This window comes from Streptomyces sp. NBC_00250 (assembly GCF_036192275.1).
Lineage (GTDB): Bacteria > Actinomycetota > Actinomycetes > Streptomycetales > Streptomycetaceae > Streptomyces.
Map to the genome: position 1 here is coordinate 6,874,899 of NZ_CP108088.1, position 15,933 is coordinate 6,890,831.

Annotated in this window: 15 protein-coding genes; 10 read left to right on the top strand and 5 right to left on the bottom strand. The window is 70.3% G+C overall.

Going from position 1 to position 15,933, the window contains the following annotated elements:
• Window positions 1-4: 4 nt before the first annotated feature.
• Window positions 5-1,123 (bottom strand): transaldolase, encoded by a 1,119-nt coding sequence (tal, locus tag OG259_RS31105; protein ID WP_328945270.1) that lies wholly within the window; start codon window positions 1,121-1,123, stop codon window positions 5-7.
• 36 nt (window positions 1,124-1,159) lie between these two features.
• Complete coding sequence (gene tkt, locus OG259_RS31110; protein WP_328945271.1) at window positions 1,160-3,247, bottom strand: transketolase; 2,088 nt, start codon at window positions 3,245-3,247, stop codon at window positions 1,160-1,162.
• A 314-nt stretch (window positions 3,248-3,561) separates the two neighbouring features.
• Here tkt and OG259_RS31115 point away from each other — a divergent pair, with 314 nt between their 5' ends.
• The 4 genes from OG259_RS31115 (at window position 3,562) to OG259_RS31130 (ending at window position 7,082) form a co-directional block, all read left to right on the top strand.
• On the top strand, window positions 3,562-4,509 hold the full coding sequence (locus tag OG259_RS31115) for a heme o synthase (protein ID WP_328945272.1): 948 nt from the start codon (window positions 3,562-3,564) through the stop codon (window positions 4,507-4,509).
• A 98-nt stretch (window positions 4,510-4,607) separates the two neighbouring features.
• Entirely contained in the window at window positions 4,608-4,928 is a 321-nt protein-coding gene (locus tag OG259_RS31120; RefSeq protein ID WP_328945273.1) for a hypothetical protein, read from the top strand.
• A 75-nt stretch (window positions 4,929-5,003) separates the two neighbouring features.
• Window positions 5,004-6,119 (top strand): amidohydrolase family protein, encoded by a 1,116-nt coding sequence (locus tag OG259_RS31125; protein WP_328945274.1) that lies wholly within the window; start codon window positions 5,004-5,006, stop codon window positions 6,117-6,119.
• Window positions 6,120-6,161: 42 nt separating this feature from the next.
• Window positions 6,162-7,082 carry an immunity 49 family protein gene (locus OG259_RS31130; RefSeq protein WP_328945275.1) on the top strand — a complete coding sequence of 307 codons (921 nt, stop codon included), beginning with the start codon at window positions 6,162-6,164 and terminating at the stop codon, window positions 7,080-7,082.
• A 75-nt stretch (window positions 7,083-7,157) separates the two neighbouring features.
• Here the strand turns inward: OG259_RS31130 and OG259_RS31135 are convergent, their stop codons facing one another.
• From OG259_RS31135 to OG259_RS31145, 3 genes are read right to left on the bottom strand one after another with little or no spacing between them, the layout of a single operon-like run.
• Window positions 7,158-8,147: a COX15/CtaA family protein gene (locus OG259_RS31135; protein WP_443052049.1), complete on the bottom strand. Its 990-nt coding sequence runs from the start codon at window positions 8,145-8,147 to the stop codon at window positions 7,158-7,160.
• 52 nt (window positions 8,148-8,199) lie between these two features.
• Entirely contained in the window at window positions 8,200-8,967 is a 768-nt protein-coding gene (locus tag OG259_RS31140; protein WP_328945276.1) for an ABC transporter permease, read from the bottom strand.
• Complete coding sequence (locus OG259_RS31145; RefSeq protein ID WP_328945277.1) at window positions 8,964-9,899, bottom strand: ABC transporter ATP-binding protein; 936 nt, start codon at window positions 9,897-9,899, stop codon at window positions 8,964-8,966. Before OG259_RS31145 ends, OG259_RS31140 begins: the two co-directional genes overlap by 4 nt.
• Before the next feature lie 277 nt (window positions 9,900-10,176).
• Here OG259_RS31145 and OG259_RS31150 point away from each other — a divergent pair, with 277 nt between their 5' ends.
• The 6 genes from OG259_RS31150 to OG259_RS31175 all read left to right on the top strand — a co-directional run bounded on the left by OG259_RS31150 (window position 10,177) and on the right by OG259_RS31175 (window position 15,923).
• A complete protein-coding gene (locus OG259_RS31150; protein WP_328945278.1) occupies window positions 10,177-10,902 on the top strand; it encodes a helix-turn-helix transcriptional regulator in 726 nt (241 codons plus the stop codon).
• Window positions 10,899-12,314: a Fe-S cluster assembly protein SufB gene (gene sufB, locus OG259_RS31155; protein ID WP_030322521.1), complete on the top strand. Its 1,416-nt coding sequence runs from the start codon at window positions 10,899-10,901 to the stop codon at window positions 12,312-12,314. Before OG259_RS31150 ends, sufB begins: the two co-directional genes overlap by 4 nt.
• Window positions 12,315-12,384: 70 nt before the next feature.
• A complete protein-coding gene (sufD, locus tag OG259_RS31160; RefSeq protein ID WP_328945279.1) occupies window positions 12,385-13,566 on the top strand; it encodes a Fe-S cluster assembly protein SufD in 1,182 nt (393 codons plus the stop codon).
• Complete coding sequence (locus OG259_RS31165) at window positions 13,566-13,883, top strand: bifunctional 3-phenylpropionate/cinnamic acid dioxygenase ferredoxin subunit (protein ID WP_030322524.1); 318 nt, start codon at window positions 13,566-13,568, stop codon at window positions 13,881-13,883. Before sufD ends, OG259_RS31165 begins: the two co-directional genes overlap by 1 nt.
• A gap of 7 nt (window positions 13,884-13,890) precedes the next feature.
• Entirely contained in the window at window positions 13,891-14,658 is a 768-nt protein-coding gene (gene sufC / locus OG259_RS31170; protein WP_328945280.1) for a Fe-S cluster assembly ATPase SufC, read from the top strand.
• A complete protein-coding gene (locus tag OG259_RS31175; protein WP_187624021.1) occupies window positions 14,655-15,923 on the top strand; it encodes a cysteine desulfurase in 1,269 nt (422 codons plus the stop codon). Before sufC ends, OG259_RS31175 begins: the two co-directional genes overlap by 4 nt.
• The last annotated feature ends 10 nt before the right edge of the window (window positions 15,924-15,933 follow it).

Sequence of the window (15,933 nt, forward strand, 5' to 3'; positions counted from 1 at the left end):
GTGCTTACGCCTCCGAAGGTGCGAGGCGCGAGAGCTCCGCCTCGGTGGACTTGAGAAGGTCGTTCCAGGACGCCTCGAACTTCTCGACGCCCTCGTCCTCGAGGAGCTGGACGACATCGTCGTAGGCGATGCCCAGCTTCTCGACGGCGGCCAGCTCGGCGCGCGACTGCTCGTACGTGCCGCGCACGGTGTCACCGGAGACCACACCGTGGTCGGCGGTGGCCTCCAGGGTGCCCTCCGGCATGGTGTTGACCGTGCCGGGAGCGACCAGGTCCACGACGTACAGGGTGTCCTTGTACGCCGGGTCCTTCACGCCGGTCGAGGCCCACAGCGGACGCTGCTTGTTGGCCTGCGCCTTGTCGAGGGCCGTCCAGCGCTCGCCGGAGAACACCTCTTCGTACGCCTCGTAGGCGAGACGGGCGTTCGCCAGGGCGGCCTTGCCCTTGAGCGCCTTGGCCTCGTCGGTGCCGAGGGCGTCCAGGCGCTTGTCGATCTCCGAGTCCACGCGGGACACGAAGAAGGAGGCCACCGAGTGGATCTTGGAGAGGTCGAGGCCGCGCTCGCGGGCCTTCTCCAGACCCGCCAGGTAGGCGTCCATGACGGCGCGGTAGCGCTCCAGGGAGAAGATCAGCGTCACGTTGACGCTGATGCCGAGGCCGATGACCTCGGTGATCGCCGGCAGACCCGCCTTGGTGGCCGGAATCTTGATGAGCGTGTTGGGACGGTCCACCAGCCAGGCCAGCTGCTTGGCCTCGGCGATGGTGGCGGTCGTCTCGTGGGCGAGACGGGGGTCGACCTCGATGGAGACCCGGCCGTCCTGGCCGTCGGTCGCCTCGAAGACCGGCCGCAGGATGTCGGCGGCGTCGCGGACGTCCGCCGTCGTGATCATGCGGATGGCCTCGTCGACGGTCACCTTGCGGGCGGCGAGGTCGGCGAGCTGCTGCTCGTAACCGTCACCGTGCGAGATGGCCTTCTGGAAGATCGACGGGTTCGTGGTCACACCGACCACGTGGCTCTGGTCGATGAGCTCGGCCAGGTTGCCGGACGTGATCCGCTTGCGCGAGAGGTCGTCCAGCCAGATCGCGACGCCTTCGTCGGAGAGGCGCTTGAGAGCGTCTGTCATGAGAATTCCATCTCCATTAAGTCGTACGTATGCGCGTCAGCGCGCGGCGGCAGCGATCGATTCCCGCGCGGCGGCGACGATCGCCTCCGGCGTGAACCCGAACTCGCGGAACAGGACCTTCGCGTCCGCCGAGGCACCGAAGTGCTCCAGCGAGACGATCCGGCCGGCGTCCCCGACGTAGCGGTGCCAGGTGAGACCGATGCCGGCCTCGACCGCGACGCGGGCCTTGACCGACGGCGGCAGGACGGAGTCCTTGTACGCCTGGTCCTGCTCCTCGAACCACTCGACGGACGGCATCGAGACCACCCGGGTCGGGACACCGGCGGCCTGGAGCTGCTCACGGGCCTCGACGGCCAGGTGCACCTCGGAGCCCGTGCCGATCAGCACGACCTGGGCGTCGCCACCATCGGCCTCGAACAGCACGTAGCCGCCCTTGACCGTGTCCTCGTTCGGCGCGTACGTCGGTACACCCTGACGGGTCAGCGCCAGACCGTGTGGGGCGCCCTTGCCGAACACCTTCGTGTGACGCTGCATGATCTCGCGCCAGGCGATCGCCGTCTCGTTGGCGTCCGCCGGACGGACCACGTTCAGTCCCGGGATCGCGCGCAGCGAGGCCAGGTGCTCCACCGGCTGGTGCGTCGGGCCGTCCTCGCCCAGACCGATCGAGTCGTGGGTCCAGACGTACGTGACGGGCAGGTGCATCAGCGCGGACAGACGCACGGCGTTGCGCATGTAGTCGGAGAACACCAGGAAGGTGCCGCCGTAGATGCGCGTGTTGCCGTGCAGCGCGATGCCGTTCATCTCCGCGGCCATGGAGTGCTCGCGGATGCCGAAGTGGATCGTGCGGCCGTACTTGTCGGCCTCCGGCAGCGGGTTGCCCTCGGGCAGGAACGACGAGTCCTTGTCGATCGTCGTGTTGTTGGAGCCGGCGAGGTCGGCCGAGCCGCCCCACAGCTCCGGGATGACCGCGCCGAGCGCCTTGAGGACCTGGCCCGAGGCGGCACGGGTGGCGACACCCTTGCCCGGCTCGAAGACCGGGAGCTTCTCGGCCCAGCCGGCCGGCAGCTCGTTCGCCTGGATGCGGTCGAACTCGGCCGCGCGCTCCGGGTTGGCCGTACGCCACTCGGCGAGCGACTTCTCCCACGCGGCGCGGGCCTCACGGCCGCGGTCGCCGAGCGAGCGGGTGTGCGCGATGACCTCGTCGGTGACCTCGAAGGTCTGCTCCGGGTCGAAGCCGAGGACGCGCTTGGTGGCCGCGATCTCCGCGTCGCCGAGCGCCGAGCCGTGCGCGGCCTCGGTGTTCTGCGCGTTCGGGGCGGGCCAGGCGATGATCGAGCGCATCGCGATGAACGACGGACGCTCGGTCTCGGCCTCGGCGGCCTTGATCGCCGTGTACAGCGCGGCCGGGTCCAGGTCGCCGTTGGCCTGCGGCTCGACGCGCTGGACGTGCCAGCCGTACGCCTCGTACCGCTTCATCGTGTCCTCGGACACGGCCGTCTCGGTGTCGCCCTCGATCGAGATGTGGTTGTCGTCCCACAGCAGGATCAGGTTGCCGAGCTTCTGGTGGCCGGCGAGCGAGGACGCCTCCGCGGAGATGCCCTCCTGCAGGCAGCCGTCACCGGCGATCGCGTAGATCCGGTGGTCGAACGGGGAGGCGCCGGTGGCGGCCTCCGGGTCGAACAGACCGCGCTCGAAGCGGGCGGCCATCGCCATGCCCACGGCGTTGGCGACACCCTGGCCCAGCGGGCCCGTGGTGGTCTCGACCGCGGCGGTGTGACCGTACTCCGGGTGCCCGGGGGTCTTCGAACCCCAGGTACGGAACGCCTTCAGGTCGTCCAGCTCAAGACCGAAGCCACCCAGGTACAGCTGGGTGTAGAGGGTCAGGGACGAGTGTCCCGCGGAGAGGACGAACCGGTCGCGCCCGACCCACTCGGGGTCGGCCGGGTCGTGCCGCATCACCTTCTGGAAGAGGGTGTACGCGGCGGGCGCCAGGCTCATCGCCGTACCGGGATGGCCGTTGCCGACCTTCTGTACGGCGTCCGCGGCCAGGATGCGGGCGGTGTCGACGGCCCGCTGGTCCAACTCGGTCCACTCGAGGTCTGTGGTGGTCGGCTTAGTGCTCACCCTGGGTCAGGGCTCCTCTCCACATGTCTTAAGCCGGTGACTGAGGGTGTACCGGCGTTGTCGAGCCTACCCCCGCCGGAACGCCCCTCTTTTCGTGTGCATGCCCCTCAAATGAGCGGACAGAGCAAGACTGCCGCCGCCCGTGTGAGTTCGCCTCCCGAAGCGTGTCCACGCCTTGGGACACACCCCCTCAACACGACCCCACCCCCGCGAAGATCGGCGTCTGGGCAACGTCTACAGTGGCGTGGTACGCGCAAGCTTTACCCCGTCTTCATCCGGGAAGCTTGCTGGGAATTTCTCTGTCAGGGGTGTGCGTGACGGCCGTCGAGTCCCGACCCGCAGGGGTCGTCTTGACTCCCAGCCCGGGGGGCCATCGGCCATTCGGGGCCCGCGTCAAGGCATATGTGGCACTGACCAAGCCGCGGATCATCGAACTGCTGCTCATCACCACCGTTCCGGTGATGTTCCTCGCCGAGCAGGGCGTGCCCGACCTGTGGCTGGTGCTCGCCACCTGCTTCGGCGGCTACCTGTCCGCGGGCGGCGCCAACGCGCTGAACATGTACATCGACCGCGACATCGACGCGCTGATGGACCGCACCTCCCAGCGTCCGCTGGTCACCGGCGTCCTGACGCCGCGCGAGGGCCTGGTCTTCGGCCTCACCCTCGCCGTGGTCTCCACGCTCTGGTTCGGCCTGCTCGTCAACTGGCTCTCCGCCGCACTCTCGCTCGGCGCGCTCCTCTTCTACGTCGTGGTCTACACGATGATCCTGAAGCGCCGCACCGCGCAGAACATCGTCTGGGGCGGGATCGCCGGCTGCCTGCCGGTCCTCATCGGCTGGTCGGCGGTCACGAACTCGATGTCCTGGGCGGCGATCATCCTCTTCGCCGTCATCTTCTTCTGGACGCCGCCGCACTACTGGCCGCTGTCGATGAAGGTGAAGGACGACTACGCCCGCGCCGGCGTGCCGATGCTCCCGGTCCTGGCTTCCAACAAGGTCGTCGCCAAGCAGATCGTCGCGTACAGCTGGGTGATGGTCGCCGTCTCGCTGCTGCTCACGCCGCTCGGCTACACCGGCTGGTTCTACCTGTCGGTCGCCCTGCTCACCGGCGGCTGGTGGCTCTGGGAGGCGCACGGGCTGCTCAACCGCGCCAAGGCGGGCGCGACCGGCGCGAAGCTCAAGGAGATGCGCCTTTTCCACTGGTCCATCACCTATGTCTCGCTGCTCTTCGTGGCGGTCGCGGTGGACCCCTTCCTCCGCTAGCGCTCAGATGATTCGACCGGCAGACGGCCGGGTCACGTGGGATAGGCCACGTGACCCGGCCGTCGCCAGTAGATCTACCCCTCGGTAGCATCTTTTTCATGGCAGAAACGAAGCAGGCAGAGCGCAAGGCGGCCAAGCTCGCCAAGGAGATCAAGGCCTTCTCCAAGGAGCACGGCGGCTCCGAGGGGCACCTCGCGCACATCGGCCAGGCGGGCACCCGGATCGTCCTCGTCGGCACGGACGGCGGCTGGGGCGACCTCGTCGCGCCGACCTACGAGATCGCTCGGCAGGCCGCCGAGAAGGCCGACCTCACCCTCCACGAGGAGTTCGACGGCGAGTTCGCCGCCAAGGTCGCCACCGGTCCGTACGAGTGGACCCGGATGGCCGGTATCCAGATCGGCGGCCCCTCCAACAGCTGAGGCAACAACTTCGCGCGGGGCTCACCCGTTAGGACGTGTGGAGACGCGACACGGCCACACAGGGAGCCCCCCGAGATGATCGACACGCCGAGCCTGGTGGACCAGTACTGCCACGGGGTACTCCGTAAGGAGCTCGGCCTCGGCACCTTCGAGGCCCACCTCGGCGCCCAGCTCGGCGGGAGCACCACGCTGCCCGCCGCCGGCACCACCTTCTTCGACACCCAGACCGGTTTCGCCGTGCGCCGCTGGTGCCCGCCGCTCCTCGGTCTGGAACCGCACTGCCCGCCCGCCCGGTATCTCGCGCGCCGCCGCGAACTGGGCGTCGCCGAGGCGGGCCGCCGCCTGCTGCGGGCCTCCGGGATCGCCACGTACCTCGTCGACACGGGGCTCCCGGGCGACCTCACGGGGCCCGCCGAACTCGGCGCCGCGGGGGCCGCCGAGGCCCATGAGATCGTCCGCCTCGAACCCCTCGCCGAACAGGTCGCCGACACCTCCGGCACCGTCGAGGCCTTCCTCGCCAACCTCGCGGAGGCCGTCCACGGGGCCGCCGTCCACGCCGTGGCCTTCGCCTCCGTGACGGGCGTACGCCAAGGACTCACGGACGCGCCCGAACCCCCGGGACCCGGCGAGGTCCGCGGCGCCGCGGGGCGCTGGCTCGCCGGACGCCCGGCGGGCGGCCGGCTCACCGACCCCGTCCTGCTGCGCCATCTGCTCTGGATCGCGGTCACCGCAGGGCGACCCCTCCAGCTGCACACCGGGGACCGGGACCCGGCCTCGGTGGCCGGTTTCGCCGCCGCCACCGCGGGGCTCGGCGCCGACCTGGTGCTGCTGCACTCCTACCCGTACCACCGCGCCGCCGCGCACCTCACCGGCGCGCACCCGCATGTCTACGCGGACCTGGGCCCCGTCCTCGCCCACACCGGGGCCCGGGCGGCGGCCGTCCTCGCCGAGGTCCTGGAGCGGGCGCCGTTCGGCAAGCTGCTGTTCTCCAGCGGCGCCCAAGGACTGCCCGAGCTGCACGTGGTCGCCGCGAGCGTCTTCCGGAACGCCCTCGCCCGGGTGCTCGGCGAGTGGGTCATGGACGGCGCCTGGTCCCGTAGGGACGCCCAGCGGGTCGCCGCGATGATCGCGGCGGACAACGCACGACGGGTCTACCGGCTGACCGGACCCGCTGTCGGTGCGCGTTGGTAGCGTTCCCGGGCACGATCGAACGGGTGACGGGGAGCGGAAGCCATGCGAGAAGTGACAGGACGCCAGGTCGACGGGGCGCGGATCGCGCGGGCGCTGGAGGACGTCTGGGGCCGGACCTTCGACCGCTGGCACGACCTCCGGTACGGCCATGGGATGTCGCTCGTGCGTCTCGGGGAGGCCCGCGACGAACTCCTCGACCACGTCGGGGCCCGCACCGTCGAGGACCCGGCACTCGCCGCCGACTCCTCGCGGACGGCGCTGCTCACCGCCGCCGAGTGCGCCCTCGGCGTGCTGGGCGTCGGTTGCTTCCCCGAAGGCGACTGGGACGTGCCGCTGCCCCTCGTCGACCGGACGCTCTCCAGCGACGACCAGCTCTACATCGAGTCCCTGGACCCGGGGCACCGGGCGCCCACGGCGCGCACCTGGATCGACGCCTTCGCGCTGTGCCTGGTCAGCGGACTGGCCTGGGAGCGGCGGCGGGTGATCGGCCCGCTGCTCCGGGAGGACTACGCCCCCGCGATCCGCGAGGGGGTGCCCTACTCGGCGCTCGACTCGGTCTCGGAGCCGGCGGACCTCGCCGAGATGGACGCCCTCTGCGCGTACCTGACCGTCGAGAGAGGGCGGTACCCCGGCGCCGTACCCGGGGCCGTCCCGGTGCGGCGGCCCGACGCCGAGGAGCGCGCGGGCGCGGCGCGGGCCCTCGACGCCGCCGGTGCGCTCGGCCCCGACCAGCGGTTGCTGCGCGTGCTGCTCGACGACGACCGCGAGGCCTTCGAGCAGGCGCTGGTGGAACGGCTCGTGGAGCACCGCGCGGGCGTCGGGGCCGATCCCGAGCCGAGGACCCTGCTGCCGGTGGGCGCCGTCGCGCTGGCCGCGCTCGCGCACCTGGCGCACGGCTGGGAGCCGGGCGTCCGCTCCGGGTACCTGCCCGAGGCGCTGCTGCGCGCGCCGGTGTCCGTATAGACGGGCCGCCCGGACCCCCGGCTCTCGCGGGGGTCCGGGCGGATCCGGACGGTCGTGGACGTGGTCCGGGGCGTCTCAGGCGGTCGCGAGCTGGGAGTCGGCCTGGGCCGGGATGTCGGCGGTGGGGACCGGGCGCTCGCGGAGGCTCAGGGCCAGGCGCAGGACCGCGATCCACATCAGCGAGGAGCCGAGCATGTGGGCGGCGACCAGGAGCTCGGGGACCCCGGTGAAGTACTGGACGTAGCCGATGGCGCCCTGCGCGAGCAGCACGATCAGCAGGTCGCGGGCGCGGGCCCGGGTGTCGAGCGGGGCGTCCACCACGCGCAGGACCAGCCACATCGCGAGCGCGAGCGCGCAGACGACCCAGGCGGCGATGGCGTGGAGGTGGGCGGCGTTCGTCCAGTCCCAGGGCATGCGCGGCACGTCGCTGCTGTCACCGGCGTGCTTGCCGGCGCCGGTCACCGTCGTACCGAGCGCGATCAGCAGGCCCGAGGTGATCGTGATCGCCCAGCCCAGCTTGCGGACCGGGCGCGGCACGCGCGGGCGGGCGGCGGTGTCGCCCTCGCCGGTGCGGTGCCAGGTGATGACGGCGACGGTGAGCAGCGCGTTCGCGGCGAGGAAGTGGCCGGCGACCGTCCACGGGTTGAGGCCCATCCACACAGTGATGCCGCCGATGACGGCGTTGCTCATCACGATCCAGAACTGGGCCCAGGCGAGCCGGGTCAGCCCGCGCCGCCACGGCTTGGTGGACCGGGCGGCGATGATCGCCCAGCCGACCGCGGCCGACAGGACGTAGGTCAGCATCCGGTTGCCGAACTCGATCACGCCGCGATAGCCCTGCTCGGGCGTCACGATCAGGCTGTCGTCGGTGCACTTCGGCCAGGTGTCGCAGCCGAGACCGGAACCGGTCAGCCGGACCGCGCCACCCGTGACGATGATGAGGACGCTCATCACGACGGCGGAGAGCGCGGCGCGCCGGAGCGTCCTGGGGGACGGGGTCCAGCGCCTGGCGATGGAGGCGAGGGGGGTCAGCACGCGCCCTATCGTAGGCGGGGGCTTGTGCACGCTTTCACGAGGGGTGCCTTGTCGGGAAACGTCACCCTCTGGGACCCCTCCACTACTCCCAGCGGAAGAACTTCGCCGCCGCGCCGAGCCCGAGGACGGCCCAGACCGCGAGGGTCAGCGCGTCGCCCCAGGGCAGCGCCGCGCCGTCCTGGAGGACCGCGCGCAGCCCGTCGGAGAGGGCCGAGATCGGGAGCAGCTCCAGGACCGAGCGGGCCGCGTCCGGGAACTTCTCCAGCGGGACGATGACCCCGCCGCCCACCAGGAGCAGCAGGAAGACCAGGTTGGCGGCGGCCAGGGTGGCCTCCGCCTTCAGGGTGCCGGCCATCAGCAGGCCGAGGCCGGAGAAGGCGGCCGTGCCGAGCACCAGGAGGAGCAGCACGGACAGCGGGTTGCCGTGCGGGGACCAGCCGAGGCCCAGGGCGATCGCCGTCAGGAGGGCGATCTGGAGGACCTCGGTGACCAGGACGGCGAGCGTCTTGGCGGTCATCAGCGCCCAGCGGGGGAGCGGCGAGGCGCCGAGCCGCTTGAGCACCCCGTACCGCCGCTCGAAACCGGTCGCGATGGCCTGGCCGGTGAACGCGGTCGACAGGACGGCGAGGGCGAGGATGCCGGGGGCGAGGAAGTCGACGGCCTTGTCCGTACCCGTGTCGATGATGTCGACGGTGGAGAAGAGGACGAGCAGCAGCGAGGGGATGATCACCGTGAGGAGGAGCTGCTCGCCGTTGCGGAGCAGCATCCGCGTCTCCAGGGCCGTCTGGGCCGCGATCATCCGCCCGACGGGCGCGGCGCCGGGCTTCGGTGCGTAGGTGCCTGTGCTCATGACCGCAGTTCCTTGCCCGTGAGTTCCAGGAAGACGTCTTCGAGGGTGTGGCGCTCGACGGAGATGCCGTCGGGCATGACGCCGTGCTGGGCGCACCAGCTGGTGACCGTGGCGAGCAGCTGCGGGTCGACGGTGCCGGTGATCCGGTACGTGCCAGGGAGCGGCTCCGCCGCGGCCGTGCCGTCCGGCAGCGCCTTGAGCAGCGAGCCCAGGTCGAGTCCGGGGCGGCCGGTGAACCGGAGGGTGTTCTCGGCGCCGCCCCGGCACAGCTGCTCGGGGCTGCCCTGGGCGGCGACCCGGCCGGCGTCGACGATGGCGACGTCGTCGGCGAGCTCCTCGGCCTCCTGCATGAAGTGGGTGGTGAGGACCACGGTCACGCCGTCGGCGCGCAGCTCGCGCACGAGGTCCCAGGTGGCGCGGCGGGCCTGTGGGTCGAGTCCGGCGGTCGGCTCGTCGAGGAAGACGAGCTCGGGGCGGCCGACGACGGCCATGGCGAGCGCGAGACGCTGCTGCTGGCCGCCGGAGAGGCGCCGGTAGGTGGTGCGGCCGCAGGAGCCGAGGCCGAGCCGCTCGATGAGGGCGTCCACGTCCAGGGGGTGGGCGTGGAGCTTCGCCATGTGGCGGAGCATCTCGTCGGCGCGGGCGCCGGAGTAGACGCCGCCGGACTGGAGCATGACGCCGATCCGGGGCCGCAGGGCGGCGGCGTCGGCGACCGGGTCGAGGCCGAGGACGCGTACGGTGCCGTCGTCGGGCCTGCGGTAGCCCTCGCAGGTCTCGATGGTGGTGGTCTTGCCGGCTCCGTTGGGGCCGAGGACGGCGGTGACGGTGCCGGCCCGTACGTCGAGGTCGAGGCCGTCGACGGCGGTCTTTCTGCCGTACCGCTTGACCAGGCCACGTACCTGGACGACCGACCCGACGGACTCGTTTCGCATGACGGGAAGTCTAGAGAGGGGCCGAAGGTCCTCCCGGCGCGGGTCCCGGGTCCCTGGGACACGCCCTCGCTCTTGATCGTTCCGGGCGGCTCGGGGGGCGGCGGAGCCCTTGTGGCCTGCGGGTACGGCTTCGCCGGACGGCCGGATCCCGCCCCTGATTCGTCCTACGAATGATCGTTTCCGCAGGTCAGGTAAGCCTTACCTGAGTGATGCACGGCACCGTCGCCGCTCCCGGGGTCGCTTGTCAGTCCGAGATTAATTACGCAACAATGGCGTTGTGAAAAACGTTGGCGCGGCTCCGGTGGAGGAACTCGCGACCCGAGAGCGTTCGACGCGCAACCGGGTCGCGCGGTCGATCCTGGACCACGGGCCGTCGACCGTCGCCGACCTGGCCGGACGGCTCCGCCTCACCCAGGCCGCCGTCCGCCGTCACCTCGACTCGCTGGTCGCCGAGAACGTCGTCGAAGCCCGCGAGCAGCGCGTCTACGGCACCCGCGCCCGGGGGCGCCCCGCGAAGATCTTCGCGCTCACCGACTGCGGCCGGGACGCCTTCGACCAGTCCTACGACTCCCTCGCCGTCGAGGCGCTCCGGTGGATCGAGCGCAACGCCGGAGGAGAGGCGGCCGTGGCGGCCTTCGCCCGTGACCGGATCGAGGCCCAGGCGGACACGTACCGCCAGGCCGTCGAGGCGGTCGACCCCACGCAGCGGACCGAGGCGCTCGCCAAGGCCCTGACCGCGGACGGGTACGCTGCCACTGCGCGGAACGCGCCGGTCGGCGAGCAGCTCTGCCAGCACCACTGCCCGGTCGCCCACGTCGCCGAGCAGTACCCACAGCTGTGCGAGGCGGAGACGGAGTTCTTCTCCCGCCTCCTGGGAACGCACGTCCAGCGTCTGGCCACCATCGCGCATGGTGACGGCGTCTGCACCACGTTCATCCCGCACAGCGCCCCACAGACCACCGAATCAGCATCCGTCAGTACGGCCGGGAGGAACCCCGCATGACCACCGAGATCAGCCACCCCGAGCTCGAGGGCCTGGGTCGGTACGAGTACGGCTGGGCCGACTCCGACACCGCCGGCGCCACCGCCAAGCGCGGTCTGAACGAGGACGTCGTCCGCGACATCTCCTCGAAGAAGAACGAGCCCGAGTGGATGCTGAAGCTGCGTCTCAAGGGTCTGCGGCTCTTCGACAAGAAGCCCATGCCGACCTGGGGCTCCGACCTCTCCGGCATCGACTTCGACAACATCAAGTACTTCGTGCGGTCCACCGAGAAGCAGGCCGAGTCCTGGGAGGACCTGCCGGAGGACATCAAGAACACGTACGACAAGCTCGGCATCCCCGAGGCGGAGAAGCAGCGCCTCGTCGCCGGTGTCGCCGCCCAGTACGAGTCCGAGGTCGTCTACCACCAGATCCGCGAGGACCTGGAGGAGCAGGGCGTCATCTTCGTCGACACCGACACCGCGCTGAAGGAGCACGAGGAACTCTTCAGGGAGTACTTCGGCACCATCATCCCGGTCGGCGACAACAAGTTCGCCTCCCTGAACACCGCCGTCTGGTCCGGCGGATCGTTCATCTACGTGCCGAAGGGCGTGCACGTCGAGATCCCGCTCCAGGCCTACTTCCGGATCAACACGGAGAACATGGGCCAGTTCGAGCGGACGCTGATCATCGTCGACGAGGACGCCTACGTCCACTACGTCGAGGGCTGCACCGCCCCGATCTACTCCTCGGACTCGCTGCACAGCGCCGTCGTCGAGATCATCGTGAAGAAGGGCGGCCGCTGCCGCTACACGACCATCCAGAACTGGTCGAACAACGTCTACAACCTGGTGACCAAGCGCGCCGTCGCCTACGAGGGCGCCACCATGGAGTGGGTCGACGGCAACATCGGCTCCAAGGTCACCATGAAGTACCCGGCCGTCTACCTGATGGGCGAGCACGCCAAGGGCGAGACCCTCTCCATCGCCTTCGCGGGCGAGGGCCAGCACCAGGACGCCGGCGCCAAGATGGTCCACATGGCCCCGAACACCTCCTCCAACATCGTCTCCAAGTCGGTGGCGCGAGGCGGCGGCCGCACCTCCTACCGCGGTCTCATCGAGATCGGCGAGGGTGCGCCGGGCGCCAAGTCCAACGTGCTCTGCGACGCGCTGCTCGTCGACACGATCTCCCGCTCGGACACGTACCCCTACGTGGACGTGCGCGAGGACGACGTCTCCATGGGCCACGAGGCCACCGTCTCCAAGGTCTCCGAGGACCAGCTCTTCTACCTGATGAGCCGCGGCCTCACCGAGTTCGAGGCCATGGCGATGATCGTCCGCGGCTTCGTCGAGCCCATCGCCAAGGAACTCCCGATGGAGTACGCCCTGGAGCTCAACCGGCTGATCGAGCTGCAGATGGAGGGCTCGGTGGGCTAAGCCCCCACCCCGCCCCACCCCACGCAGCGACCGATTTCCACGTACGCAGGAAGAGAGCAACACGACAGCCATGGCTGAGGCTCAGAACATCCCGGCGGGCTCCACCACCGCCGGCTCGATCGCGGTGGCCGCCGAGTCCACCGTCGCCACGCGCATGAGCGCGCCCCCGTCCTTCGACGTCGCGGACTTCCCCGTCCCGCACGGCCGCGAGGAGGAGTGGCGGTTCACCCCGCTCGCCCGCCTCCGCGGACTTCACGACGGCACCGCCGTCGCCTCCGGCGAGGGCGTCAAGGTCGAGATCGAGGCCCCCGAGGGCGTCACCGTGGAGACCGTCGGCCGCGAGGACGAGCGCCTCGGCAAGGCCGGCACGCCCGTCGACCGGGTCGCCGCCCAGGCGTACTCCTCCTTCGAGAAGGCCTCGGTCGTCACCGTCGCCAAGGAGGCCGTCCTCGACGCGCCGATCCGCATCACCGTGCACGGTGAGGGCGGCGTCGCCTTCGGCCACCAGGTCATCGAGCTCGGCGCCTTCGCCGAGGCCGTCGTGGTCCTCGACCACTCCGGCGACGCGGTCCTCGCGGCCAACGTCGACTACGTCCTGGGCGACGGCGCCAAGCTGACCGTCGTCTCCGTCCAGGACTGGGACGAGAAGGCCGTCCACGTCGCCCAGCACAACGCGCTGGTCGGCCGTGACGCCTCCTTCAAGTCCGTCATCGTCACCTTCGGCGGCGACGTCGTCCGCATCCACCCGCGGGTGCGGTACGCGGCGCCCGGCGGCGAGGCCGAGCTGTTCGGTCTGTACTTCACCGACGCCGGCCAGCACCAGGAGCACCGCCTCCTGGTCGACCACAACACCCCGCACTGCAAGTCCAACGTGGCCTACAAGGGCGCGCTGCAGGGCCAGGACGCGCACGCCGTCTGGATCGGCGACGTGCTCATCCGGGCCGCCGCCGAGGGAACGGACACGTACGAGCTCAACCGGAACCTGGTCCTCACGGACGGCGCCCGGGTCGACTCCGTACCGAACCTGGAGATCGAGACCGGCGAGATCGCCGGCGCCGGTCACGCCTCGGCCACCGGTCGCTTCGACGACGAGCAGCTCTTCTACCTGATGTCCCGCGGTATCCCGCAGTCCGAGGCCCGTCGCCTCGTCGTCCGCGGCTTCTTCGCGGAGCTCGTCCAGCAGATCGGTCTGCCGGACGTCGAGGAGCGCCTCATCGCCAAGATCGAGGCCGAGCTGGAGGCCTCCGTCTGATGGCCTTCGTCCGAGTCTGCGCGCTGAGCGAGCTGGAGGCCGACACCCCGAAGCGGGTCGAGGTCGACGGCACGCCGGTGTCGGTCGTGCACACCGAGGGCGAGGTGTTCGCGATCAACGACATCTGCTCGCACGCGAACGTCTCCCTCTCGGAGGGCGAGGTCGAGGACTGTGCCATCGAGTGCTGGCTGCACGGCTCCAGCTTCGACCTCCGCACCGGCAAGCCCTCCGGCCTTCCCGCGACGCGCCCCGTCCCCGTATACCCCGTAAAGATCGAAGGGGACGATGTGCTCGTCTCCGTCACCCAGGAGTCCTGAGTCACCCATGGCTACGCTTGAAATCCACGACCTGCACGTCTCCGTCGAGGCGGAGAACGGCCCCCGCGAGATCCTCAAGGGCGTCGACCTGACCATCAAGCAGGGCGAGACCCACGCCGTCATGGGCCCCAACGGCTCCGGCAAGTCGACCCTCGCGTACTCCCTCGCCGGCCACCCGAAGTACACGATCACCGGCGGCACCGTCACCCTCGACGGTGAGGACGTCCTGGAGATGTCGGTCGACGAGCGCGCCCGTGCCGGCGTCTTCCTCGCCATGCAGTACCCGGTCGAGGTCCCCGGCGTCTCGGTCTCCAACTTCCTGCGCACCTCCGCCACCGCGATCCGCGGCGAGGCGCCCAAGCTGCGCACCTGGGTGAAGGAGGTCAAGTCCGCGATGGAGCAGCTCCAGATGGACCCGGCCTTCGCCGAGCGCAACGTCAACGAGGGCTTCTCCGGCGGTGAGAAGAAGCGCCACGAGATCCTCCAGCTGGAGCTCCTCAAGCCGAAGATCGCGATCCTCGACGAGACCGACTCCGGCCTCGACGTCGACGCGCTGCGCCAGGTCTCCGAGGGCGTCAACCGCGTCCGCGAGACCGGCGAGGTCGGCACCCTGCTGATCACGCACTACACGCGCATCCTGCGCTACATCAAGCCCGACTTCGTCCACGTCTTCTCCGAGGGCCGCATCGTCGAGTCCGGCGGCGCCGAGCTGGCCGACAAGCTGGAGAACGAGGGCTACGAGGCTTACAGCACGAAGGGTGGCGCATCCGCGTGACTTCTGCCCATCAGGGGCTCTCCGGCCTCCTCGACACCGAGGCGATCCGCAAGGACTTCCCGCTCCTGGATCGCGTGGTCCACGACGGCAAGAAGATCGTGTACCTCGACTCCGCGGCGACTTCGCAGAAGCCGCGGCAGGTCCTCGACGCGCTCAACACGTACTACGAGCGTCACAACGCCAACGTCCACCGCGGCGTCTACACGGTCGCCGAGGAGGCGACGGCGCTGTACGAAGGCGCCCGTGACAAGGTCGCGGCCTTCATCAACGCGCCGAGCCGCGACGAGGTGATCTTCACCAAGAACGCCTCGGAGTCGCTCAACCTCGTGGCCAACATGCTGGGCTGGGCCGACGAGCCCTACCGCGTGGACCACGAGACCGAGATCGCCATCACGGAGATGGAGCACCACTCCAACATCGTGCCGTGGCAGCTGCTCTCGCAGCGCACGGGCGCGAAGCTGAAGTGGTTCGGCCTCACCGACGACGGCCGTCTCGACCTCTCGAACATCGAAGAGGTCATCACCGAGAAGACCAAGATCGTCTCGTTCACGCTGGTCTCGAACCTGCTGGGCACGATCAACCCGGTCGAGACGATCATCCGGCGTGCGCAGGAGGTCGGTGCGCTGGTCTGCATCGACGCCTCCCAGGCGGCCCCGCACATGGTCCTGGACGTGCAGGCGCTCCAGGCCGACTTCGTGGCCTTCACCGGCCACAAGATGTGCGGTCCGACGGGCATCGGCGTGCTGTGGGGACGGCAGGAGCTCCTGGAGGACCTGCCTCCCTTCCTCGGCGGCGGCGAGATGATCGAGACCGTCTCGATGCACTCCTCGACGTACGCGCCGGCTCCGCACAAGTTCGAGGCGGGTACGCCCCCGATCGCCCAGGCCGTCGGCCTCGGCGCGGCCGTGGACTACCTCTCGGCGATCGGCATGGAGAACATCGCGCGCCACGAGCACGCGATCACCGAGTACGCCGTCCGGCGCCTCCAGGAGGTCCCGGACCTGCGGATCATCGGCCCCACCACGGCCGAGGACCGCGGCGCGGCGATCTCCTTCACGCTCGGCGACATCCACCCGCACGACGTGGGCCAGGTCCTCGACGAAGAGGGCATCGCGGTCCGAGTCGGCCACCACTGCGCGCGGCCGGTCTGCCTGCGGTACGGAATTCCTGCGACCACGCGGGCGTCGTTCTATCTGTACTCCACCCCGGCCGAGGTCGACGCCCTGGTCGCGGGTCTGGAGCACGTACGGAACTTCTTCGGCTAGGGGACGGCTC

Bases quoted from the DNA above. Each gene is read 5' to 3' on its own strand.
- tal (WP_328945270.1), bottom strand. From the start codon at position 1,123: ATGACAGACGCTCTCAAGCGCCTCTCCGACGAAGGCGTCGCGATCTGG.
- OG259_RS31120 (WP_328945273.1), top strand. From the start codon at position 4,608: ATGGCAGAAACGAAGCAGGCAGAGCGCAAGGCGGCCAAGCTCGCCAAG.
- OG259_RS31125 (WP_328945274.1), top strand. From the start codon at position 5,004: ATGATCGACACGCCGAGCCTGGTGGACCAGTACTGCCACGGGGTACTC.
- OG259_RS31130 (WP_328945275.1), top strand. From the start codon at position 6,162: ATGCGAGAAGTGACAGGACGCCAGGTCGACGGGGCGCGGATCGCGCGG.
- OG259_RS31140 (WP_328945276.1), bottom strand. From the start codon at position 8,967: ATGAGCACAGGCACCTACGCACCGAAGCCCGGCGCCGCGCCCGTCGGG.
- OG259_RS31145 (WP_328945277.1), bottom strand. From the start codon at position 9,899: ATGCGAAACGAGTCCGTCGGGTCGGTCGTCCAGGTACGTGGCCTGGTC.
- sufB (WP_030322521.1), top strand. From the start codon at position 10,899: ATGACCACCGAGATCAGCCACCCCGAGCTCGAGGGCCTGGGTCGGTAC.
- sufD (WP_328945279.1), top strand. From the start codon at position 12,385: ATGGCTGAGGCTCAGAACATCCCGGCGGGCTCCACCACCGCCGGCTCG.
- OG259_RS31165 (WP_030322524.1), top strand. From the start codon at position 13,566: ATGGCCTTCGTCCGAGTCTGCGCGCTGAGCGAGCTGGAGGCCGACACC.
- sufC (WP_328945280.1), top strand. From the start codon at position 13,891: ATGGCTACGCTTGAAATCCACGACCTGCACGTCTCCGTCGAGGCGGAG.